This window comes from Alteromonas sp. MB-3u-76 (assembly GCF_002831605.1).
Taxonomy (GTDB): domain Bacteria; phylum Pseudomonadota; class Gammaproteobacteria; order Enterobacterales; family Alteromonadaceae; genus Alteromonas; species Alteromonas hispanica.
On sequence record NZ_CP025115.1, the window covers coordinates 3,581,203 to 3,605,132 of the forward strand.

14 protein-coding genes, 2 tRNA genes, 2 rRNA genes and 1 pseudogene are annotated in these 23,930 nt (G+C 44.0%); 10 read left to right on the forward strand and 9 right to left on the reverse strand.

What is annotated here, in order from left to right; all coding sequences use genetic code 11:
• Positions 1-373: 373 nt before the first annotated feature.
• Positions 374-580, reverse strand: coding sequence for a hypothetical protein (locus CW735_RS15920; protein ID WP_015068459.1), 207 nt, complete (start codon positions 578-580; stop codon positions 374-376).
• On the opposite strand from CW735_RS15920, the gene CW735_RS19630 reads away from it, so the two are divergent.
• Entirely contained in the window at positions 581-967 is a 387-nt protein-coding gene (locus tag CW735_RS19630) for a hypothetical protein (RefSeq protein WP_157812712.1), read from the forward strand. It abuts the gene before it with no gap.
• On the opposite strand, the gene katG is transcribed toward CW735_RS19630, so the two are convergent.
• Complete coding sequence (gene katG / locus CW735_RS15925) at positions 937-3,237, reverse strand: catalase/peroxidase HPI (RefSeq protein ID WP_100972902.1); 2,301 nt, start codon at positions 3,235-3,237, stop codon at positions 937-939. The genes CW735_RS19630 and katG overlap by 31 nt on opposite strands.
• Before the next feature lie 436 nt (positions 3,238-3,673).
• Positions 3,674-5,415, reverse strand: a pseudogene (locus CW735_RS15930) (PAS domain S-box protein).
• 256 nt (positions 5,416-5,671) lie between these two features.
• Here CW735_RS15930 and CW735_RS15935 point away from each other — a divergent pair.
• Both CW735_RS15935 and CW735_RS15940 read left to right on the forward strand, forming a co-directional pair.
• Positions 5,672-7,876: a VTT domain-containing protein gene (locus tag CW735_RS15935; RefSeq protein WP_100972903.1), complete on the forward strand. Its 2,205-nt coding sequence runs from the start codon at positions 5,672-5,674 to the stop codon at positions 7,874-7,876.
• Positions 7,864-8,577: an endonuclease/exonuclease/phosphatase family protein gene (locus CW735_RS15940; protein WP_071980572.1), complete on the forward strand. Its 714-nt coding sequence runs from the start codon at positions 7,864-7,866 to the stop codon at positions 8,575-8,577. The genes CW735_RS15935 and CW735_RS15940 overlap by 13 nt, the downstream gene beginning before the upstream one ends.
• A gap of 7 nt (positions 8,578-8,584) precedes the next feature.
• Here the strand turns inward: CW735_RS15940 and CW735_RS15945 are convergent, their stop codons facing one another.
• Entirely contained in the window at positions 8,585-9,571 is a 987-nt protein-coding gene (locus CW735_RS15945; protein ID WP_071980573.1) for a LysR family transcriptional regulator, read from the reverse strand.
• Positions 9,572-10,137: 566 nt separating this feature from the next.
• On the opposite strand from CW735_RS15945, the gene CW735_RS15950 reads away from it, so the two are divergent.
• From CW735_RS15950 to CW735_RS15970, 5 genes are all read left to right on the forward strand, one after another.
• Positions 10,138-10,959, forward strand: coding sequence for a sulfite exporter TauE/SafE family protein (locus tag CW735_RS15950; protein ID WP_071980574.1), 822 nt, complete (start codon positions 10,138-10,140; stop codon positions 10,957-10,959).
• 47 nt (positions 10,960-11,006) lie between these two features.
• Positions 11,007-12,173 (forward strand): pyridoxal phosphate-dependent aminotransferase, encoded by a 1,167-nt coding sequence (locus tag CW735_RS15955; RefSeq protein ID WP_071980575.1) that lies wholly within the window; start codon positions 11,007-11,009, stop codon positions 12,171-12,173.
• Positions 12,174-12,447: 274 nt separating this feature from the next.
• The gene (locus CW735_RS15960) at positions 12,448-12,813 is read left to right on the forward strand and encodes a response regulator (RefSeq protein ID WP_071980576.1); all 366 of its coding nucleotides are present in this window, start codon (positions 12,448-12,450) and stop codon (positions 12,811-12,813) included.
• Positions 12,810-13,394 carry a chemotaxis protein CheX gene (locus tag CW735_RS15965; RefSeq protein ID WP_071980577.1) on the forward strand — a complete coding sequence of 195 codons (585 nt, stop codon included), beginning with the start codon at positions 12,810-12,812 and terminating at the stop codon, positions 13,392-13,394. Before CW735_RS15960 ends, CW735_RS15965 begins: the two co-directional genes overlap by 4 nt.
• Entirely contained in the window at positions 13,394-14,710 is a 1,317-nt protein-coding gene (locus CW735_RS15970; protein ID WP_071980578.1) for a sensor histidine kinase, read from the forward strand. Before CW735_RS15965 ends, CW735_RS15970 begins: the two co-directional genes overlap by 1 nt.
• Positions 14,711-14,729: 19 nt before the next feature.
• Here CW735_RS15970 and CW735_RS15975 read toward each other — a convergent pair whose 3' ends face one another.
• Positions 14,730-15,752 (reverse strand): MBL fold metallo-hydrolase, encoded by a 1,023-nt coding sequence (locus CW735_RS15975; protein ID WP_100972904.1) that lies wholly within the window; start codon positions 15,750-15,752, stop codon positions 14,730-14,732.
• Between the two features lie 320 nt (positions 15,753-16,072).
• Here CW735_RS15975 and CW735_RS15980 point away from each other — a divergent pair, with 320 nt between their 5' ends.
• Both CW735_RS15980 and CW735_RS15985 read left to right on the forward strand, forming a co-directional pair.
• The gene (locus CW735_RS15980; protein WP_232368304.1) at positions 16,073-18,556 is read left to right on the forward strand and encodes a DNA polymerase II; all 2,484 of its coding nucleotides are present in this window, start codon (positions 16,073-16,075) and stop codon (positions 18,554-18,556) included.
• 339 nt (positions 18,557-18,895) lie between these two features.
• Positions 18,896-19,576: a hypothetical protein gene (locus CW735_RS15985; RefSeq protein ID WP_100972905.1), complete on the forward strand. Its 681-nt coding sequence runs from the start codon at positions 18,896-18,898 to the stop codon at positions 19,574-19,576.
• A gap of 129 nt (positions 19,577-19,705) precedes the next feature.
• On the opposite strand, the gene rrf is transcribed toward CW735_RS15985, so the two are convergent.
• From rrf to CW735_RS16005, 4 genes are all read right to left on the reverse strand, one after another.
• Positions 19,706-19,821, reverse strand: a 5S ribosomal RNA gene (gene rrf / locus CW735_RS15990).
• 134 nt (positions 19,822-19,955) lie between these two features.
• Positions 19,956-22,965: ribosomal RNA gene (locus CW735_RS15995) — 23S ribosomal RNA — on the reverse strand.
• A gap of 639 nt (positions 22,966-23,604) precedes the next feature.
• Positions 23,605-23,681 (reverse strand) — tRNA-Ile (locus CW735_RS16000).
• A gap of 127 nt (positions 23,682-23,808) precedes the next feature.
• Positions 23,809-23,884, reverse strand: a tRNA-Ala gene (locus CW735_RS16005).
• Positions 23,885-23,930 lie beyond the last annotated feature (46 nt).

Sequence of the window (23,930 nt, forward strand, 5' to 3'; positions counted from 1 at the left end):
CCTTTGGCTAATTTGACAATTAAGACCGTACCCCTTTCAGGGAAGGGAGTCCATACATCTCACAGAACCGTACGTACGGGCCTCGTATACGGCTCCTGCATACTTCATATCACTTGCTAAGTGACACAATGCTAATTTGCAATCTAGTATCGTGCGCCCTATGGACATCGTTCATTTTCTAACATTGTGGTAACTTTCATTGCAGGGTTTGGCGTTCTAGCACTGAGGCAATCTACCAAATTTGACTACAATTACTTCCCATATACGGCCTGTCTCACCAGACATCACTATTCCTAGCGCACCGATTCGACTTGTCCCGCTGATCTGGCGGCTTGTGTATCAATGATAAAAAAACTCACAACTCATCAGAGTCTTAAAGTCTGCTTCCCCCCTTCGCAATCCATTTAAGCTTTTGGCTAAAATAGATCCTATCAAACACAATGCTGATAGTCGGCTTGGTTTTACCCTCCACACCATTACTGGCTTTCATCGGCCTAGCCTTACTCACTACTACGGGTTCATCTGCCACCTCACACTCGCAACATTCTTGGATCACTCCTTGAACGATACGTCCAACCATTTGATTGGATCTAATGCCAGGCTTCCCCAGTTACTGCACTGGCTCCCTGTTAGAAATTCCACCCTCAAACACAAAACAGGACTGACTGAGTATCGGGCTTCGCGCTATTTTGCACGCTTACCCTCCTGTCTTGCCGAATCAGGTTCACTTGCGTTGTGTACCTCTAACTTCCTATGGCTTGCTTCGGGCCGGCCCCCGGAGACCCTGCCGTTGGCCAACAACGCCCTTGCCATTCGGATTATCTTCCCCTCAGTCAGGGTGATTCAGGTTTCTTTCAACCTGACGGGTTTGCCAGCTTCGCTGGGCAAACAAAAAACGGGGCAAAAGCCCCGTTGTAGTTCTTGCATTATCGACTATTACTTTTCAATTTTAGCCGTAACGTCGTGACGTAAGTCAAAACGGTCTAGCGTCATTACTTTTGTCCATGCATCTACAAAGTCGTTTACAAAACGCTCTTTTGCATTGTCATAAGCATACACTTCAGCAACGGCGCGCAGTTCGCTGTTTGAACCAAACACGAGATCAACAGGCGTACCGGTGTAAAGTACTTCACCCGATTTACGATCGAAACCTTCGTATACCGATGGGTTGTCTGTTTTTCTCCACTTCGTTTTCATGTCTAGCAGGTTTACGAAGAAGTCGTTGTCTAACGCGCCTTCATTGTCAGTAAACACGCCGTGCTTGCTGTCACCTACGTTCGCTCCGAGCGTACGCATACCGCCCACAAGTACTGTCATTTCAGGTACAGTTAAGTTTAGCTGATCTGCTTTATCTACTAGCATTTCAGTAGGCGAACGATAGCTTTTCTCAGCATTGTAATAGTTTCTGAATGCATCAGCCGCAGGCTCAAGTAACGAGAATGAGTTAACGTCAGTCTGAGCTTGTGTAGCATCGGTACGACCCACAACAACAGGCACAGTTACCTTAACACCCGCATTAGCAGCGGCTTTTTCAATGGCTGCTGCACCACCAATTACAATCAAGTCTGCTAAAGATACTTTCTTTTTAGTAAACATCTGAGAATTAAAGTCATCTTGAATGGCTTTAAGCTTCTCAACAACCGTTTTGACTGTTTCTGGCTCGTTCGCTTCCCAACTCATTTGAGGTTCAAGCACAATGCGTGCACCGTTAGCGCCACCGCGTAAATCTGATGCTCTGAAGCTAGCAGCAGAAGCCCACGCTGTTTTTACAAGCTCTTGCACCGATAGGCCGGTGTCTAAGATCTCTGCTTTCAGCTCTTTCACATCATCTTGTGAAATTGCTTTGTAGTCGGCTTTTGGTACAGGATCTTGCCAGATGAAGTTTTCTTCTGGTATGTCGTTCCCTAAGTAACGCTCTTTTGGACCCATATCGCGGTGAGTCAGCTTAAACCATGCTTTAGCGAAAGCTGTTTGGTATTCCTTAGGGTCTGCCAAAAAGCGTTCTACAATTTTGCGATACTCAGGATCGTATTTTAAAGCTAGGTCAGCCGTAGTCATTACTGGAGCATGCATTTTGCCTTCAACGTGTGCATCAGGTACTGACTGGTGAGCAGATTCATCTTTTGGAATCCACTGAACTGCACCTGCTGGGCTACGGGTTTGTTTCCACTCAAATCCCATTAAGTTTGAAAGGTACAAGCTTGTCCATTTCGTTGGCGCTTGTGTCCATGCTCCCTCAAGGCCACTTGTTACTGTGTCTTCTGAATGGCCTTTACCGCAGTTATTTTTCCAACCAAGACCTTGTTCTTCTAAACCAGCACCGCCCGGCTCTGCTTCTAGACAATCTGCAGGTTTATGTGCGCCGTGCATCTTACCGAATGTGTGACCACCAGCAATTAACGCAACGGTTTCTTCATCATTCATAGCCATGCGAGCAAATGCAGTGCGAATATTTTTCGCTGAGCCAAGTGGGTTTGGAACCCCTTTAGGGCCCTCTGGATTTACATAAATAAGACCCATGTGCGTGGCACCTAATGGACGCTTAAGCTCGCCGTCACTTTCTTCACGGTCACTTGCAAGCATTTCAACTTCTGGCCCCCAATACACCATATCAGGTTCCCAATCGTCTGTACGACCGCCAGCAAAGCCATAAGTGTCAAAGCCCATATTTTCCATACCCACTGTACCAGCAAGTATCATAAGGTCGCCCCAAGATAGACTCTCACCGTACTTTTGCTTTATTGGCCACAGCAGACGGCGTGCTTTATCTAGGTTGCCGTTGTCTGGCCAACTGTTTAGTGGGTTGAAACGCATTTGACCACCGTCGCCACCGCCACGACCATCTAGGGTGCGATACGTGCCGGCACTATGCCATGACAAACGAATAAAGAACGGGCCATAATTTCCATAGTCCGCTGGCCACCAGTCTTGCGACGTTGTAAGCAGTTCATTAACGTCTGCCTTCACCTGGTCTAAATCTAACTTAGAAAAGGCTTCTGCATAGTTAAAGTCTTCACCGAGGGGATTAGAGCGATTGTCGTGATCGCGAAGCTGAGAAAGATCGAGTTGGTCAGGCCACCAGAATTGGTTAGTTTTGGCTTGAAACGGTTTGGTCATCCCAGTGCCCTTGGCACCAGCAGGCTTGCTAATTTCATCGTTAGCGACTGCGCCTGTAGCACCCAGCGAAAGCGCTACAAGTGCAGAAAGCGTGGTTCTTTTAAACCTTATCATGATCATATCTTCATCCCATTGTTGTTTATAGAGTAAACCAAGAAAACCCAGTGTTTTCCAAAAGCTATTACGGTTAACAATATATTTACTTTTAACACCGATAAAGATAGATAGAAGTGGCCCTTTTTGATAGTCGATTAATTGAATTCATTCGATAGCATTTTTCAATCAATCATTTTTTATAATAATTTCAATATCTTACAAATTAAAAGAAAGTTTCATTAGATAATCGAGAAATCATTAAAGGCCATATGTGTGGAGTAAAAGTGGGCAAAAGAGGCGCTATTTCCTCACAAAGACACTTTCAGAGAAACGCCCTTGACCTGTGGCTTGTAGTATAAACCAGCGCCAAAAGGTACTAGGTCGGCGCCAAAACGGCGCCATTAAATGTACGAGTTTCAAGAATCGCTATTCCAACAATCAATTGGTTTCGACACCAGCTTTAACCGTCAATACCTTTTATGAGTTGGGCAAGCTCTTCTATTTTGGTCACAGTTGTTTTTACGAGGTTATCAATTTCATTTGATGACGATTGAGAGTTTCCGGCCAAAGTTCTCACTTCGTCGGCTACGACCGCAAACCCGCGTCCCATCTCTCCGGCCCTTGCGGCCTCAATGGCGGCATTAAGTGCCAACAGATTGGTTTGCTCAGAAATTGAGTTTATAGTACCCACAATGGTGCTAATAGTTTGACTGGTTGTAAGCAACTCTTGCATTGCCCCTTGTGTGTCATTTACTGCTTGTTTGCGCGTAGATACGTTAATGGCAAAGAACACGTATCGCGTAATCTGACCGTTAAAGTTTTTAAGCGCGCTAATTCGTGAATCAAAAGCGAGGTACTTATCGTTATTTCTAAATTCTAGAATTTTAGAAACAAAGCCAGTCTTTTCGAGCTGAGTCCTGTCTTCTGAAGTTAACCGTGACATCAACTCTTTCGCAAATTCTTTAGAGTCGTAAATGCCTTTCAGTGTTTCTTTCAACAATTTATTTGCTTCGACTAACCTTCCGTCCGGCTCCATTTCTAATAGTACCAGTGCACTGCCAATGGCCTGGAGCTTGTTAGTAAAATCAAGCGACATTTGTTTTACGCGGGTAATGTCGGCCTGTACGGCAATAAAGTTAGTCAGTTGCCCTTCATTGAAAACTGGGTTTATGGATAGCGACGTCCAATAGGGTGAACCATCTTTACGGTAATTCAAAATTTCATCGTAAAAGGCGTCTCTGTTTTTAAGCTTTTGACGAATAACATCCACAGTTCTGGGGTCAGTTTCCTCACCTTGCAAAAATGAGCCAGGTTTTTTGCCCCTAACCTCTTCTAAACTCCACCCTGTTAAGCGATAAAAACCGTTATTTACATATTCAATAAGTCCGTCAGCATCTGAAATAATAACGGCGTTGTCCGTCTCATTTGCCACTAGCGACAGCATTCGCTGTAATTCACGCTGTTCTACTTCCTCGGTTACATCTCTCACAAAAGCGGTGTAAAGAGTGCGGTCTGCAAGTCGTACTTTTGACAAAGACAAGCGTCCCCAAAGCAGCTCACCGTCTTTTCGCTCGACTCTGACCTCTCTGCTGGTGCCGACAATCTTGTCCTGTCCTGTTTCCCTATTCGCATTAACGTAATTATCGTGGTTAGCCTGAATAGCCTTTGGTACCAGCATTTTCACGTTTTTACCGATAACTTCTTCTCGTCTGTAACCCCAGAATTTTTCTGCCGAGGCGTTAAACAGCGTTACTTCATTATTTTCATTAATACAAACTACAGCATCTAACGCTTGTTCAAGAGTCTGCTCAACAATTTCTCTTGCTTCTCGCTCTTCTGTAACATCACGAACCAAAGCGGTGTAATGTTTTTTCCACCCACGTCTACCTGCGATAAAGCGAGTTGCACCCAAATGCGCTGTACTGACTTGGTTTCCAGTTCCACTTCCCTTGAGCTGCCAACAATTTTATTCACACCTGTATTTCGGTGAGTATTTACATAGCTATCGTGATTAGACTGATGCTCTCTTGGCACCAACATTTTTATATTTTTTCCGATAACTTCTGAAGGAGAATAACCCCACAGTTGCTCCGCTGCATCGTTATAAAACGTTACATTATTATTTTCATCAATGGTAACTACAGCAAGTATCGATTGAGACAATGCCTGCTTTGCAGCGTTTTCTCGGGAAAAGAAACCCATTTGTTTTACTCCAATACATAACCCTTCCAATATATAGGTGAAAAAAATGCTTTTTACCAATTAGACGGGAAAGAAGGAGGTAATTCGTGAAATTATTACAATTAAGTTACCTTCCCATTATCGTCACTCTTTTATGGGAAAGCCTAATTACCAATGAAAAACAATAATTTAGCTTTCTATTTTGGCATCAATTCATACGGAATGATTTGTGCAAATGTCTTACGATAACGGAGAAAAATAGCATTAGGACAATATCATGACTTCGCAGAATAATATTTTTGAGCCAGGCGAAAACTGTTGGGTAGAGAGCAACGCTACATTCGCAGCTCCCCTTATCGACTGCGCCAATTATTATAAAGCGCTGCACAGTTCGATAGTAAAAGCAAAGCACAGCATATTTATTGTTGGCTGGGACATAGACAGCCGAATTCGTCTTATCCGTGGTGAAGATGAAGCGCAAAGTTCAGCACCAAGCGTTATAAGCGACTTACTAAAATGGAAAGCTGAACAAACCCCTGATATTCAAATTTATCTGCTGCGGTGGGACTCATCCCTTGCATTTTTTGCACAAAGAGAACTTTGGGCTAAAGAAGCATGGGATGAAAAAACCCCCGATAATGTAAAAACCGAACTTGATGACACCATTCCTATGGGTGGGAGTCAGCATCAAAAAATTGTGGTCATTGATGACGAGCTGGTTTTTTCAGGAGGCATGGACGTATCTACTAACCGTTGGGACACCAGAGATCATCCTGTGGTATCTGAGGAGCGTGATGGGCCAGACGGTGATTATGGGCCCCTGCACGACGTACAAATGGTATCAAGCGGCCCGGTAGTAGCTGATTTTTCGAAACTCGTACGCTGGAGATGGCAGCGAGTTGCAAACGAAACGCCCATAGCGATTCGAGATAATGCGAATATAAACATTGATGCGCCAATTCCTGCTGCATGGCCAGAAAGCTACCCTCCTATTTTTAAAAACGTGGAGTGTGCGCTGGCAAGAACGATCCCTTTTATGGACGAGGTAGAACCTGCACAAGAAGTGCGCCACATGCTGCTAGACCTTATCGGCCAAGCTGAGTCATTTATTTACATTGAGAATCAATTTACTACTCGTCAAGAAATAGCAGAAGAATTAAATAGACAGCTTAAGCTTAAGCCCAATTTGAATGTGTGTATTGTTAGTTCATACGAGCCGAAAGGAAAGTTTGAGTGCGAAGCGTTTTGGGCCAGTCGCATTCAATTTAAAACCATATTAGAGAGTGGTATTTCACCAGAAAGAGTGAAGATGACCTACTCATCTATTGAAGATATGCAGGGAAAACGCGCGTACAAACGTATTCACTCAAAGGTAATGACCATTGACGATAAGTACCTTGTTATTGGTTCATCTAATCTGAGTAATCGTTCAATGACGCTGGACACCGAGATTGATACGGTTCTGTATGGCAATACACCAGAAAACAAACAAAGTGTTGTTAACGTTAGAAATGACTTACTTGCAGAACATACGGGTAGAGCGCTGGAAGATATGCCCGCTATTTTTGAACAACCAAACCCTGTTGAGGCATTGATGCAGGGGCAAATTGCCCATGGCTATATTCTTACCGAGGTAAGAGACGAAATATTTACTGAGCAATCAACCGCAAACCTATTTCGCTCGTTGTCAGACCCTGAAGAGCCCTTGATTTCCATTCCAACTCCTGACGGAACGGTTTTGCCCGCCAGAAACCCCAGGCGTAGAAGCATTATGATTGCCATTGGGGTAACCATTGTTGCAGTGATGTGTGGCTTAATGTACTGGGCAAGTCAATCTATACCTTGGTTGAGCTCAGACAGTATCAATGCGTTTCTGGAAGAAAGTAGAGGAACCTACTTTGCGCTGCCTACGGTATTAATGGTCTATGTGGTTGGTGGAATTTTGTTTTTCCCAGTCACCGTTCTTTCGCTAGCTGTGGCCGCGATATTTGGCCCAATTTGGGGGCCAATTTACGGAATGATGGGCGCTTTATTAAGCTCAGCAATATTATTTGGCATTGGTAAACTTTCTGGTAACGCTGGCTTGAAAAAGCTGGGAGGCCCCAAAGTAGCTGCCGTTGACGAAAAGCTTAAACGCAGCGGTATTGTTGGCGTAGCGGCTATTCGAATGCTGCCCATTGCACCATTTAGTTTAGTCAACTTGGTCGCCGGCATCTCATCTATCGGCATTATTCAGTTTTTGGTTGGCACATTCCTCGGTATGTTTCCGCCCATGATTGCCAAAGGCTTAGTGGGTGACTCTATCGCGCAAATTTGGCAAAACCCTTCTGTCGAAACCATCAGCTATCTGGTTGCAGGCATTGCACTTTGGGGCTTGATGATTTGGGGCTCTCAGAAATTTGCCCGCTACTATCAACAGCGAAAGCAAGCTGCGAGCAATGAGAAACAACAGGATAATGAGAGCGAAGAATGTGTCGCATAGTTTCATATAATATCCACAGTGGCGTAGGGCGCGATAAACAGCATGATTACAAAAGAATCGGGCAATTCTTATCGCAAATGGGTGCAGATATTGTGTTGTTGCAAGAGATGGACACCCGCCCTAGCCACCGTGATACAAATCAAGATATCGATGATATTTGTGCCAACAATACCTTTCGTTTAACGGCTTCCCCCGCACTTACTGAACAAGATGGTTGGTATGGTAACGCGGTATTAAGTCGCTACGACATCCTATCTAGTGAAACTCTAGATGTAAGTCAGCAAGGTAGGCAACCGAGAAATGTTCAATTAGTACAATATCAGACAGAGGGTGGCCCATTAACGGTAGTAAATACCCACAAAGGGCTTAAAACTAAAGAAAGAAGGTCTCAGTTTACTCTATTGCACCAACACCTGAGAAAACGCTTGGCAGAAACTCCTACACCTCTTGTACTTGGCGGTGACTTTAACGAGTGGCAGTTTTTCTCCAGAACATTTCGGTCTTTAAATCGACTTCTTCATCAACAGAAAATGGGAGCCACTTTTCCAAGCCAGTTCCCAATTTTTTCACTCGATAGAATGTGGGTGTCGAAGGATATTAATGTAAAAAAATACACTAAAGTAAAAAATCGCAAAACAGCGGTTTTATCCGATCATTTACCTATTCTTATCGACATTGAATTGCCCAAAAATATCGAGTAATAAATGATCAAAGGGTAGCTAAATTTGTTCCAGCTGTAGTGGTAGCAAACTCTAAATTACCGCACCAGTGACGCAACGCATGTTGTTCATATACCACCCTTTTTATCGATGACAGAGTGTTGACGATGTCTTTTTGTTGCGAATTATTTTTATGTGTAAACGCATAGACCGTTCGATACATATCTGGCTCGACAATTTTTACCGAGCCAACCAAACCGGGTTCTTTAAGATGAAATATGGCTGACGTGGGAAGGATCATCACCCCTTCACCATTGATGACTTGTCGCAGTCCTGTCATCAACTGCCCAGAATAAGCATGGTCGTGATTCAACTTAATCCCGGTCTGCTGCTCGAAGCTGGCGATCAACTGCCCAAGCGCATCTTTTGTACCGGGCGATATCAATGGTAGACCTTTTAATTCCTCAAAACGCACGGTATTTCGATTGGTGAGAAACGCCAGTTCTTCTTTTTGTAATGATGCAGGAAATACAAGGTGCATTTCCTCTTGAATAAGAGGTATTGCAGTAGTGTGTTTGTCATCAATCGCTTCCCGATAAGAAAGCGCTATATCGACCTGCTTAGATTCAAGCCAGTCATTAATGGCATAAGAAGGCCCCGTACTAATCTCTACTTTTTTGTAAGCATTAGCCTTTTCTACCTCTGTAATTAGAGGCAAAGACACAACGTTACCAATGGACGGAATAACACCTATCTTGATTGTTTTTTCATGCAAGTGATTCAGCTCAACAACCGCATTTTTAGCTGCTTCCATTTGCTCTAATAAGGCAACTGCATGATTGAAAAAAATCTCTCCGGCTGGGCTTAGTGAAACGCCGGCATAGCTTCTATTGAAAAGAGTAGCCTTAACTTCTCGCTCTAAATTCGCTAACTGTTGACTCACGGCCGGCTGCGCAATATTCAGCGCCCTTGCCGCTGCAGCGATACTGCCTTTTTTAACCGTAGTAACAAAGTACGTTAATTGCTTTGAGTGCAAAGTTCGGCCTCTGAGGGATCTCTCATTTATCAATATTCCGCAATGCAGTCAGCAAGCGATACGCAATTGAGATAGCAAGCGATATGCCATAGCGAATGGAAAACACTAATAAAAGCGAGGGAGAGCCCTAAAGAACTAAATATTTCTCTTCTATTTGTACATGACTAAATAACGCTCGGTAAAAAATGCTGCGCTAAAGCTTTCAAAGCGCTAACTCAGTGTTTATCTGTGCTTCAGAGCTGGCTCAACATTTTTATTATACCCCTAAATATTGTTCTTTCTTCCCTCTCAAGCGAAGAGATCTTAGCTTAATCGCTGATATGAAAATTTTGCTCTTGATGGTGATAATCGGCGGCTTATAAGCGGCCAACATTTAGGTTTGTAACATTTCTGCACAGACTGTGGGCACGGGTGTTTTACAGTCGTGCAGCTTATTTATTTTCAATTTCTTGTTTTGAACATCTCATTGTGAATTTCTTATTTTCAACGTTAAGTACAGCAGTTTGCTCATCAACGAAGTACTTTCAAGCATTTTTAACAGTAATCGTCGACGGAGCTTCAGATAAATGGAAATAGAACTACTGTGGTTTGTAGTTACCTTGTGTATTACCGGCGCTATCGCTGGTCTTACCGCTGGTCTATTCGGAAATGGGGGCGGTTTTGTCGTGGTTCCTGCTCTTCTAGCGGTATTTCCTTTTTTTACTCCACCATCTGAGGAGTTGGTAAAAGTAGCTATTGGTACCTCATTGGCCTCAATCGTGGTATCGAGCGCACGATCTGTTATTGCCCACAGGGCACGAGGTGCCGTCGATTTCGATATACTCCGTTCATGGAGTATTTGGCTGATTTTGGGCGTTATAGGAGGTGTGGCCATTGCAGGCAACACTAGTTCAGATGCCCTAACCGTGGTGTTCGCATCTGGGGTTCTCTTGTACTCTGTGTATTTTCTCTTTCCAGAATTCGTAGTGCGTCCCGGGCTTGTATTTGAAATGCCTTCCGGCAAAGGCAAAGCGCTTTTGGCTTTTGTTCTCGGAGGCTTTTCTGCATTGCTCGGCATAGGTGGCGGTACGCCAACGGTTATTACCATGGTGATGTGTCAGCGCTCTATTCAGCAAGCGGTTGCTACCGCTGCAGGAGTTGGCTTTTTAATTGGTTTACCTGGCGCGGTGGGCTTTTTATTTATGACCAACTCTCAGTCTTCTTCTCTCCCATTCGGCACCTTTGGGTATATCAATTTGCCTGCACTTATCGCTATAAGCATAGGTGCTATTTTCACGGCGCCTATTGGCGCAAAAATGGCGCATAACTTTAGTGAAATAAAGCTCAAACGCTTGTTTGGAATTTATTTGGTTATTGTATCTAGCGCCATGTTTTACAAAGCCATTTAAGTCGTAAATCACTGTGACTATTACTGCTATGAAAAAGGAATAACACTATGACAATCAATCGCTCTAGACGCCTGTTTTTAGGGGGCAGTGCTGCAGCTACCGCGATGGGCGCTAGCGGTATTGTTACCACATTGGGAGCTCAAGCAGCTTCAAGCTCTTCTCAGCACCTTTATGGACCAAAACCTGGGGTAGCAAAACTTGATGCCAATGAAAATCCGTTTGGTCCCAGCCCATCTGCGCTTAAAGCAATATCTGAGGCTGCGTCTCAAGGCGGTGCATACTATGCCTACCCTGCCGCTATGCGCTTAATTGATATGATTGCTGAGCGTCATAGTATTGATAAGAAAAATATTTCACTTAGCGCAGGGTCTAGCCCGATACTTTCTTATACAGCATTAGCGGCTTGTGATAAGGGTAAAATTCTTGGGCCTGATCTATTTTGGGATACCACGTCTAGAGCACCAGAGAAACAAGGGGGACCTGAGATTATACGTGTCCCGAATACCGCTTCACTAGACATAGACCTAGAAGCTATTTATAGCGCAATAGACGACACTATTAGTATGGTGCATATATGTAACCCCAATAATCCAACAGGGAAAATTCTCGAACCTTCCGCGCTTCGCGAGTTCTGTATTAAGGCATCAAAGAAAACCTTGGTACTGGTTGATGAAGCTTACAACGAACTTACTGATGCACCGCCAAAACACACAATGATTCCTCTTGTAAAAGCAGGCCACAATATAGTGGTAGCACGCACATTCTCAAAGATTTATGGTCTTGCCGGCATGAGAGTTGGCTACCTTATTGCCTCAGAACAAAATACCGAATGGATTAACAAGTACGGTATGGGCAATTACACGCTTAACCAAGCAGGCTTAGCAGCTGCTATAGCGAGCTACAACGATGATGCCTTTTTAAGCTTTTCAAAAGAAAAAATTCTTGAAGGAAGAGGCATGGTCATGGACGCAGTTAAAGCTAATGGTTTGACAGCGCTACCATCAAGTACTAACTTTGTGTTTGTGAATTTGGGAGATGGAAACGCGGAGTATTTTCGCCAGGCCATGGCTGAGCAAAATGTTTTAATTCGCGGCATTTATCGAACGTATACCAATTGGTCTAGAGTAAGTATGGGTAAAATTGCTGACGTTAAGCGCTATGTAGACGCTATACCATCCTCTATCGAAAAGATGTACAAACTACAAAACAGCTAATTAACGTCGTCCAAGCTTATAATAGTCTTTATGTTCACCGCTGCGCCTGTTCAATAGGCGCACTGTTTTGTTATTTTCAGTTACTCCATCCCACATTCTTTCATTTTTAGACTTAAAGTATAATACGCACAAAAGTCACTTCTGCCATATAATTGAAACATGAGAGAGAACTGCACACTGTGAAACTTTTTTATATAGATTGTTGCAGTAACGCTAATCTTGCACATACTTTACTACTGGGCAAACACGATAATGCCATCTAGGAGACTTTTTAATGTCGATATCTGTTTTAGTTGCTGATGACTCTAAGCTATCAAGACGCAGTGTGATTCGTGCATTACCAGAGGATTTAGAATATGCCATCTGTGAAGCCACAAATGGCAAAGAAGCAATTGAACTACTTTCTGATACATCCTTTGACTTGGTTTTGCTCGACCTGACTATGCCGGAAGTTGACGGCGTAGGCGTATTAGAATACTTAAGCGACAAAGCTGATGCACCGAACGTTATCGTTATTAGCGCTGACTTTCAGCCAGAAAAGCAAAAAATCGTTACCTCTCTTGGCGCAAAGCGCTTTTTAAGAAAACCTTTAGACAAAGAAGAGCTCGCTATGGCGATGTTCGAATTGGGGTACTTATGAGTATTGTGTTACCACTTGACGAGGATCAAAGAGACGCACTCCAAGAACTTCTTAATATATCTATGGGACAGGCGGCCAATTCGCTAGCACAACTGATTGAAACAAAGATTGATATTTCAATTCCCAAAATTGCAACAGTTACGCCAAGTGAGCTGTATAGTTTACTGTTTGAAACAACAGACTCCTTCTATACTCGCCAATCCTTTTTAGGCGATATACATGGTGAGGTGATGTCGGTGCTATCGCAATCGGGGTTAGCAGAGGTAGCGAAGCTAATGGACTACGACGAGCCTCTTGATAAAGAAGATGTGCAAGAAATTATTCTTGAGCTTTGTAATATACTGGCCGGCGCTTGTTTATCAGGTCTTTCAGATCAGCTAGAGTTAACTACGAATTTGAATATGCCAACGCTATTTCAACCTGAAAAGTCTAATTTTAGCGACTTGCAATGGCAGCACACTCTGGTGATGGAAGTGCAGTTTATTATTGCGATATCATCATTTAGCATGCGCGTTGTGTTTTGTTTAGACGATGAGTCTCTTGCCAGAATGAAAACAACATTGGATGAGCTACTAGGCTAATGTTCGAACAACTCGTTAGCAAACTTCCCGTAGGTATCGGCATTGTTGACGAACAATTCAACGTGGTTTATCTAAACGACTTTTTCTTAGACAGGCTGCCCCATGAGCTACGCAAGAATTACAAAGAGCAGCCGGTTACTGATCTCTTTAAGGGGCAAGGTAAGTTTTTACAAAGGCGTCTGAAATCAGTCTTTGTTCTGCAACATCCTAGCTTTAGTTACTGGGAACAGCGCCCTCACATATTTCCGTTCAAAAGTAGCCGCCCTATCACGGGCGAAGAAACTCAGATGTATCAAAATATGGAAATAATTCCCATAAAGGATAATTCATCTGGTAGAAAGCTAGCCTGCATATTCCTTCAAGACGTCACCGCTCAGGCTAGCTACTTTAGAGCGCAGCAAAAACTGTCGCAGGCGCTGAAAAAAGAACACGCGGAACAGCGGAAGCTGATCCGAAAATTAGACACGGCACAAAGCCAGCTTATTCAAGCTGAAAAAATGGCTTCAACGGGACAACTCGCTGCCGGCATCGCCCACGAAATAAATAACCCAATTGGTTTTGTAACCGCAAACTTAGATACACTATCTCAGTATGCCACTCATCTTTTGTCTATTTGCGATGGCGTAGAGTCGCAAATCACACACTTTACCGAAGAGATGCAGGAACAAATACAGTCTCTCTACGATAGCAATCACTATGCATTACTAAAAGACGACATTACTGAGCTGATTGATGAGTCTAGCGAAGGCCTTACCCGAGTAAGAGATATTGTAGAAAACCTCAAAAACTTCTCTTTAGAAACTGCAGAAGGCTACCAAACTATCGAAGTGTGCACGGTCGCTAAACAGCTTATCACCCTGATATCTGCACAATATGCAAAACCAGAGTATAAGTTTGAGTGTGCCCATGAAAAATTAGAAGTTATTGGCGATCCTGGAACACTGAAGCAAGCCCTTATGAACGTTATGGTGAATTCTGCACAAGCGATAGAAGACAAAGGATTTATAAAACTTTCTATTGTTGAACACGACAACGACATTAGCTTTAAAATACTCGACAGTGGCTGTGGTATTGAGCAAAAAAATCTCAAACGAATATTCGAGCCTTTCTTTACCACAAAACCCGAGGGGCAAGGGCAGGGACTTGGATTATCTGTTGCTTATACCGCTATAGAAAAGCACAACGGAAAAGTATCGATAAGCAGCAAGGAAGGTAAAGGGACGGTTGTTCAAATTACCATTCCCAAATATCCCGCGCAGAACGTTCAGCAAGAGGAAGACAGCGCTAGTGAGCAGCCTGAGCAGGAAAACCTATAGCGCTTGTGCAGTTATCAACTCAAACGTTTACTGTAGCGCCACAAAACTTGTAAACCCCTCTATCATCTAGCGTTCTCTTAAGCGTGTTATTAGCCACTAAATAATTCATATGTGCGTAACACTCGGCAACTGCGAACACCATATTTCTACTCGACAGTTCTCGTTTAAACATAACGGGAAGCAAATCTGAAATTGATTGCGGCGTATGGCAAGCTTCAGTAACTGCATCAAGGTGTTTATGGTGATGGCTAAGTAGCTCGTCAACTCGTTCGTGAAGACCAACAAATGGCAACTTGTGAGCTGGCAATACCACTGTGTTTTCAGGAAGTGCTTTAAATGGCGGCAATGTAGTCAGGTAATCATTTAGCGTAAGCGCTTCTGGCTCAGTAGAGTATGCCCCAATATTTGGAGTAATCATGGGCAGAATATGATCTCCAGAAATCAGTACGCCTTTGTTAGCGTTATACAAACAGGCGTGTTCGGGCGAGTGCCCTCTTCCTATCAGAACCTGCCACTCACTACTACCAAACAATAAAGTGTCATTGTGCTTGAGGCGCGTGTAACTCATTGGTATCGGCGATACAACCTGACTAAACCCCTTTCCATCCCCTTGTGTCAGTTTCTCGATAAGCTCTTTATCTAGCCCTGCTCTATTGTAGTAATCGATATCTCGTTGATTCGACGCACCGTTTTTCCCAGCGCAAAAAGCTCTGGCGGTAAAGTATTCGGTTTGCGACATGTAAAATGGCACATTAAACTCATCAGCAATCCATCCCCCTAGGCCAACGTGGTCTGGATGAAGATGAGTGACAACAACACCGGTAATACGACCATCAATTTTTTTAAAAATTTGCTGCCACAGCTTTTTAGTTGTGCTTGTGCCAATTCCTGTGTCGACTACCACCCAGCCGTCACCGTCTTTAATAAGATAAAGATTGATATGATCTAACTCGAAAGGCAAAGGCATGGTTAGCCACAACACACCGTCAGCAATTTCAAAGACCTCGCCAGGCTCGGGCTGTTTGTCGGCTAGATACTGCATGGCACACCTCAAAAGGGATCTATTTATTTAACCTTCGCTATTTCTATCGCGACCAAAGACTAAAAACAAACGTATATGTCGAATAGAGATCTATAGTACTGAGTTATTAAATACCAATCCGCATAGATACTTACCTATTCAGCGAGACTTAAAATATTCGTAATCGCGGCCTGTTACCGCAGGTATAGTGGTTCTAAATCAAGGTGACACGTGGCGTGCAACAGAAAACAACAACAAAATAGCTCTTGCGGTATACTTGCGTCTCAAGAAACTCACAAGAGTCTCTCCGTTATTTTTTCCATATCGAAGAACAATGCGCTGTGATTAAAAAAGGCTATATTTTAAACAAGACAACCTTTACCGAAAATAAACAGGTATTTGTTGAACTCTGGGTTAAAACAGACGAAAAAACAGTTAGGTTAGTTTCGCCTCCACAGCAGCCAACCTGCTTTGTTGCAGATAAAAACAAAGCAAACCTCGTCAACGCAACCACTTCATTGGCTCGTGATATTTCATTTACTTCAGCTCAGTTTAAAACACTTGAACAAGAGCCAGTAAGCACAGTGAAAGTAAAAACTGAAAGCCAAATGCACACGCTAAGAAAGATAGCAGCGGAAAACCATATTACTTTGTATGAAGCAGATATCAGAGTAGCCGACAGATATCTTATGGAGCGTTTTGTCTATGGGGCCTTGGAATATGCCGATATTAATGACGGCGATGAGATAAGAGATGCTCGAATAAGACCATCGGCTTACCTCCCATCATTTTCATGGATAAGTATCGATATTGAGTGCGATGAAGATGAGTCGTTGTTCAGCGTTTCTATAGCAGGAAGAAACCATAACGAAGTCATTCTGGTGAGACCTCCATCGTTCAGAAATACCTCTTTGGCTAGTGAAAATGCGTCTTACATACTCACAGTGGTTGACGATGAAAAAACGTTGCTTAATGAATTTTGCTCGCGAGTTTGTGCCATCGACCCAGACATTATATTGGGATGGAATGTAAAGCAGTTCGACTTTGCTGTGCTCTCTCGCCGAGCTACTGCAAATCGTTTAAAACTAGTTCTTGGACGTCAAGGACGGGAAGCGACGGTAAGAGCGTGGGAAGACCAAACTTTAGTAAATATTCCCGGGCGATGTACTATCGATGGTATAGAGGCATTGAAAACCATGACCTACCAATTTGAATCATTCTCGCTAGATTATGTGTCAGGTCAGCTAATAGACGAAAGGAAACTTATAAAAGAGGGGGATAAACTTCGGGCTATAAAAAACCTATATAACAATAACCCTCTGTCTCTAGCAGACTACAACTTTAAAGACAGTGAACTGGTAAACACTATTCAAGATAAAACCCGTTTTATAGACTTTTTAACTCTTAGAGGCACGCTTACCGGGCTTGAACTCGGTCGTCCAGGGGGTTCGGTGGCCGCGTTCCTCAACGTCTATTTACCCAAACTTCATAGAGAACACTATGTTGCAGGGGTGCGTCCATCTAACGGAGGGCTCGCAAGCCCAGGGGGGTATGTAATGCGATCGCTTCCTGGCCTTTATGATGACGTTTTGGTACTCGACTTTAAAAGCCTTTACCCTTCTATTATTCGCACATTTAATATTGACCCCTTAGGGCTAGCTGAGGGCTTAAAACACCCAGAAAACGCCATACCAGGGTTCAAAGGAGCAGTATTTAGTCGTACCAAACATTTCTTACCAAACATCATTAAAAACCTGTGGTTACAGAGAGACGAGGCTAAACGACAAAAAGACGCACCTCGCTCACAAGCTATAAAGATTTTAATGAACTCTTTTTATGGCGTTCTTGGAAGTGGCGGCTGTCCTTTCTATGATCCTAGACTTGCTAGCTCTATAACTTTGCGCGGCCATGACATCATGCAAACGACCGCAAAGTGGATAGAAGACTTAGGCTATACGGTAATTTATGGCGATACCGATTCTACATTTGTGCATTTAAATAATATTATTTCTCTAGGTACGCCCGCGGAAACCGGAAGAGCACTTGCCAAAATAATTAATGAGAAATGGCATGAGCTTATTGCCAATGAATTTGAGCTGGATTGTGAGCTTGAAATTGAGTTTGAGTCGCACTTTACTAAGTTTTTTATGCCTACTATCAGAGGCTCCTCTCAAGGCAGCAAGAAAAGGTATGCAGGTATTCGTACTTTATCAGTTGAAAATAGCCCCGAGAAAAGCTCTGAACATTGCTCTGAACATAGCCCTGAAAAAAGAAAAGACAATAATAACGACGTTACTAATATTGAAAGCAATACTGATTCATCTAAACAAATAGAGACTAAAGCCCAGCATGAAGAGCTTGTCTTTAAAGGTTTAGAAAACGTGCGCTCGGATTGGACTCAGTTGGCAAAAGACTTTCAATACGATCTTTATGCCAAAGTATTCAAACAACAACCTGTGAAGCAATTCATTCGAGATGTTATCGCCACTGTCAATTCAGGGGCGGTGGACCATAAACTTGTTTATAAGAAACGTCTGCGAAAACCCCTATCTTCTTACACTAAGTCTCATCCCCCCCATGTAAAAGCGGCGATATTAGCAGATACACTGAATGCGGAACAAAATAGACCCCTTCAGTACCAGCGAAATACCACTATATCTTACGTTATTACCGTCAATGGCGCGCAAACCAACGACATGATTTCATCTCCTCTGGATTACAACCACTATATTGACAAACAAATTCGTCCCATAGCAGAAAGCATATTACCCTCTATAGGACTTGATTTTAATGACATCGTTGATGACCAGATGATGCTTTTCTAGTCTGCTCAAAAACCTACTGAATATTATAAAGTTGTTGGTATCAGGCCACTTATAGCATTGTTGTTGTCAAGGCATTGATCTAAGCGGATTGATGTAAGCGCATCGATGTAAGCGCAACTGCGTGTATTTATTTCAAAATTCGTAGCAAATTAACCGGCCCGGCACGCATATCTTACGATCCGTCTTCTCAATTTCTTGTTTTTTGTCAGTTAGTTATACGAATGGCATAACAAATGAATAAAAGATAGTGAAAACAAGCGTCACTTGTAACAAACGATAACAAGTGTAAAGGGCACCTGAACGCCCTGAATGGTTAAACAGCATAGAAGGAATTACGGTATGAAATTTGGAAAATTAAGCGCCATCACCAGTGCAGTCATTGTCGCCTCACTTTCAACAACAGTGTTTGCAGGTCATCATGAAGAGAAAATAACTCAAGACTTCAATTCATTAGATAAAGACGGTAATGGCTACATTATCGGTTCAGAAGCTTCAGGTGTGTTCAACAGCAAGCTAATGTCGAAAATGGATATGGACGGCGACAGTATGATTAGCCGGAAGGAGTTCAATACATTCGTTGATGTGAACCCCACCATGTTCAGCAATGAAATTATTACTGAATTACAGACTAATGGAACAAACGACGCTGTAATGACAAAGCGTGGCCATTTAGAAGCTATAACAGGTACAGACGGTGATGTTATTGCCGAGAAAAACAAGGAAATGCGAAGCGAAGAAATTCGAGACGCCAACATGAGAAAGCACAGTCATGGAAAAGCACTAGTTAGCGCAGACGGTGAAATGATTTCAGAGCATAACAAGGAACTAAGAAGCGAACTCTCTGCTACAGCAAACGAAAAATTTACACGCCTAGACGCTAACAGTGATGGCAAGCTAACAGAAGAAGAACTCTCTATGACTGACTCTAAAGGTGACTTTAGTGAAATAGACAAAGACGACGACCAGTACATCACACGTATGGAGTTCCGCGCCTTTTTCAAGCAAATAGAAACAGAATAAAATAAATGGGGGTCAAATAAATGGGGGTCAGATCTACATTAAATTAATAATGTGGATCTGACCCCGTTTATGATTTTTGGGATGCAAGAAAGCAAAAAACCCGCCGTTAGGCGGGTTTTTCTTAATGGGACCTGGCAGTGTCCTACTCTCACATGGGGAGACCCCACACTACCATCGGCGCTAATACGTTTCACTTCTGAGTTCGGAATGGAGTCAGGTGGTACCGTATCGCTATGGCTGCCAGGAAAAAACTTTTATAACAATTTAGGAAAGTTTGATATTAATTCAATCAGTGAGTAATTTACTTTTTACTCTATCTTGCTTTTAGCTTGTCTTTGCTTACAACGCCAACTTCTCATCGAAGCCTTTTAGGCGTTGTATGGTTAAGCCTCTCGGGCAATTAGTACAGGTTAGCTTAACGCCTTACAACGCTTCCACACCCTGCCTATCAACGTCATCGTCTATAACAACCCTTCCAGACCTTAAAGGTCAGGGATGACTCATCTTTGGGCCGGCTTCCCGCTTAGATGCTTTCAGCGGTTATCCGTTCCGAACGTAGCTACCGGGCAATGCCATTGGCATGACAACCCGAACACCAGCGGTTCGTCCACTCCGGTCCTCTCGTACTAGGAGCAGCTCCCATCAATCATCCAACGCCCACACCAGATAGGGACCGAACTGTCTCACGACGTTCTAAACCCAGCTCGCGTACCACTTTAAATGGCGAACAGCCATACCCTTGGGACCGACTTCAGCCCCAGGATGTGATGAGCCGACATCGAGGTGCCAAACACCGCCGTCGATATGAACTCTTGGGCGGTATCAGCCTGTTATCCCCGGAGTACCTTTTATCCGTTGAGCGATGGCCCTTCCATACAGAACCACCGGATCACTATGACCTACTTTCGTACCTGCTCGACGTGTCTGTCTCGCAGTTAAGCTAGCTTATGCCATTGCACTAACCTCACGATGTCCGACCGTGATTAGCTAACCTTCGTGCTCCTCCGTTACTATTTGGGAGGAGACCGCCCCAGTCAAACTACCCACCAGACACTGTCCACAATCCCGATAAGGGACCAATGTTAGAACATCAAACATACAAGGGTGGTATTTCAAGGACGGCTCCACACAATCTAGCGACTGTGCTTCGAAGCCTCCCACCTATCCTACACATGTAGGTTCAATGTTCAGTGCCAAGCTGTAGTAAAGGTTCACGGGGTCTTTCCGTCTAGGTGCGGGTACACAGCATCTTCACTGCGATTTCAATTTCACTGAGTCTCGGGTGGAGACAGCGTGGCCATGGTTACACCATTCGTGCAGGTCGGAACTTACCCGACAAGGAATTTCGCTACCTTAGGACCGTTATAGTTACGGCCGCCGTTTACCGGGGCTTCGATCAAGAGCTTCGCTTACGCTAACCCCATCAATTAACCTTCCGGCACCGGGCAGGTGTCACACCCTATACGTCCTCTTACGAGTTTGCAGAGTGCTGTGTTTTTAATAAACAGTCCCAGCCACCTGGTCACTGCGGCCTCCATTTGCTTACCACGCGAAGTGTTCACAAACAGAGGCGTACCTTCTCCCGAAGTTACGGTACAATTTTGCCGAGTTCCTTCACCCGAGTTCTCTCAAGCGCCTTAGTATTCTCTACCTGACCACCTGTGTCGGTTTGGGGTACGGTTCATATAATCATAAGTTTAGAAGCTTTTCCTGGAAGCAGGGCATCAACAACTTCACTCCCTTGGGAGCTCGTCTCGTGTCTCGGCCTTTCTCTTTTAAAGAGCGTATCCGGATTTACCTAAATACGCAGCCTACTCACTTTCACTTGGACAACCAACGCCAAGCTTGCCTAGCCTTCTCCGTCCCTCCATCACTGATTATACAAGTACGGAAATATTAATCCGTTTCCCATCGACTACGCATTTCTGCCTCGCCTTAGGGGCCGACTTACCCTGCCCTGATTAGCATGGGACAGGAAACCTTGGTCTTCCGGCGTGGGAGTTTTTCACTCCCATTATCGTTACTCATGTCAGCATTCGCACTTGTGATATGTCCAGCAAGCTTTACAACTCACCTTCATCCACTTACACAACGCTCCCCTACCCAGCACAGTAAACTGTGCTGCCGCAGCTTCGGTATATTGCTTAGCCCCGTTACATCTTCCGCGCAGGCCGACTCGACTAGTGAGCTATTACGCTTTCTTTAAAGGGTGGCTGCTTCTAAGCCAACCTCCTAGCTGTCTATGCCTTCCCACATCGTTTCCCACTTAGCAATATTTTGGGACCTTAGCTGGCGGTCTGGGTTGTTTCCCTCTCCACGACGGACGTTAGCACCCGCCGTGTGTCTCCCGGATAGTTCTCATTGGTATTCGGAGTTTGCAAAGGGTTGGTAAGTCGGGATGACCCCCTAGCCTTAACAGTGCTCTACCCCCAATGGAATTCGTCCGAGGCTCTACCTAAATAGATTTCGGGGAGAACCAGCTATCTCCCGGTTTGATTGGCCTTTCACCCCCAGCCACAAGTCATCCGCTGACTTTTCAACGTCAGTCGGTTCGGTCCTCCAGTTGATGTTACTCAACCTTCAACCTGCCCATGGCTAGATCACCGGGTTTCGGGTCTATACCTAGCAACTCAACGCGCAGTTAACACTCGCTTTCGCTACGGCTCCGCTATTCGCTTAACCTTGCTACTAAATATAAGTCGCTGACCCATTATACAAAAGGTACGCAGTCACCCCATCACTAAGCACCCTGCTTGATTTTTTGCGGTTTACCGTTGGCTGCTTCGCAGGTCAACGTTGACGTTAAATCAAACTGGCTATTATGCTTTGTGAGTCACATCACTAAAGGCACTTAGTGATGGGGCTCCCACTGCTTGTACGTATACGGTTTCAGGTTCTATTTCACTCCCCTCACAGGGGTTCTTTTCGCCTTTCCCTCACGGTACTGGTTCACTATCGGTCAGTTAGGAGTATTTAGCCTTGGAGGATGGTCCCCCCATATTCAGTCAAGATAACACGTGTCCCGACCTACTCGATTTCACTGTAAAGCACGCTACGTGTACGGGGCTATCACCCTGTATCGCTCCTCTTCCCAAAGGATTCCACTACACACTAAACAGCTTAAGGGCTGCTCCCCGTTCGCTCGCCGCTACTAGGGGAATCTCAATTGATTTCTTTTCCTAAGGGTACTTAGATGTTTCAGTTCCCCTCGTTCGCCTCGTTACACTATGTATTCATGTAACGATACCTGTAAACAGGTGGGTTTCCCCATTCGGACATCTGTGGCTCAAATGCATTTTGTCGGCTCACCACAGCTTTTCGCAGACTTACACGTCCTTCATCGCCTCTAACTGCCAAGGCATCCACCGTATACGCTTCGTCACTTAACCATACAACCCTAAAAAGCCTTGAGTATCGGCCTCATGTCCGCCTTTTGAAATCGGACAAGGGTAATGTTGTATGCATGACAAGCTAATCGGAAGAATTGCCTTGCTATCTTCTTGCTAATCGGCTTGCCGATTGGCACGCTTTTCAGCGCTCTTAGATAACAAGCAATTCAAGTCAAGTAGAGTAAAAAGTGCGTCTATCGACTTCTCAATTACTCTTCTGATTGATTACTATTAATATCAGCTTTCCAAATTGTTAAAGAACTATCGTGCAAAATCATGACGCTTTTTGTCATGACTTTTGCGCAAGGAGGAATTACATTACTCTCTAGAGTATCGTAAATGCTCCCTTAGGGTAAAAAACCCTAATCAATGCTTACTTAAAAAGTAAATATTCATTAGGATTTGATGTCCATCTCGACACATACGCTAACGATTTGTTTGACTACCACCATCTTTAGCGAGTAGCAAAATCGTCAGGAAGCTCTGCTTCCGGTAAAGCGATTTTTCACGACCACTTGCAACGCAAGTAACGTAAAACCACAACCAATTCGCTTGGTAAAGTTAGTTTGAATGCGAGAAACGCAGTGTGCGCTAGCACATGAGTATCGCAGCGTTCAAAATAACGCAAGCAAGTAGAATTGGTAGGCTTGGGCAGACTTGAACTGCCGACCTCACCCTTATCAGGGGTGCGCTCTAACCAGCTGAGCTACAAGCCTTCAGTTTATCCGCGCCTAAGCGACTAATCTCTTCACTTTAGCGAGTAGATAAATAACAAGTCGATTTTACATCGACGGTAAGTTATTTATCACGACCACTTACGAAATAAGTGTTTGCGGTAAAGAGTGGTGGAGCTAAGCAGGATCGAACTGCTGACCTCCTGAATGCAAATCAGGCGCTCTCCCAGCTGAGCTATAGCCCCATAAACTTGTGTCGTTCTTTATATTCTAGACAAAACAATCTGTGTA

Coding starts and splice junctions, on each gene's coding strand:
- CW735_RS15985 (WP_100972905.1), top strand. CDS start 18,896: ATGAAATTTGGAAAATTAAGCGCCATCACCAGTGCAGTCATTGTCGCC.
- CW735_RS15970 (WP_071980578.1), top strand. CDS start 13,394: ATGTTCGAACAACTCGTTAGCAAACTTCCCGTAGGTATCGGCATTGTT.
- CW735_RS15920 (WP_015068459.1), bottom strand. CDS start 580: ATGGTTGGACGTATCGTTCAAGGAGTGATCCAAGAATGTTGCGAGTGT.
- CW735_RS15950 (WP_071980574.1), top strand. CDS start 10,138: ATGGAAATAGAACTACTGTGGTTTGTAGTTACCTTGTGTATTACCGGC.
- CW735_RS15955 (WP_071980575.1), top strand. CDS start 11,007: ATGACAATCAATCGCTCTAGACGCCTGTTTTTAGGGGGCAGTGCTGCA.
- CW735_RS15965 (WP_071980577.1), top strand. CDS start 12,810: ATGAGTATTGTGTTACCACTTGACGAGGATCAAAGAGACGCACTCCAA.
- katG (WP_100972902.1), bottom strand. CDS start 3,237: ATGATCATGATAAGGTTTAAAAGAACCACGCTTTCTGCACTTGTAGCG.
- CW735_RS15935 (WP_100972903.1), top strand. CDS start 5,672: ATGACTTCGCAGAATAATATTTTTGAGCCAGGCGAAAACTGTTGGGTA.
- CW735_RS15960 (WP_071980576.1), top strand. CDS start 12,448: ATGTCGATATCTGTTTTAGTTGCTGATGACTCTAAGCTATCAAGACGC.
- CW735_RS15940 (WP_071980572.1), top strand. CDS start 7,864: ATGTGTCGCATAGTTTCATATAATATCCACAGTGGCGTAGGGCGCGAT.
- CW735_RS15975 (WP_100972904.1), bottom strand. CDS start 15,752: ATGCAGTATCTAGCCGACAAACAGCCCGAGCCTGGCGAGGTCTTTGAA.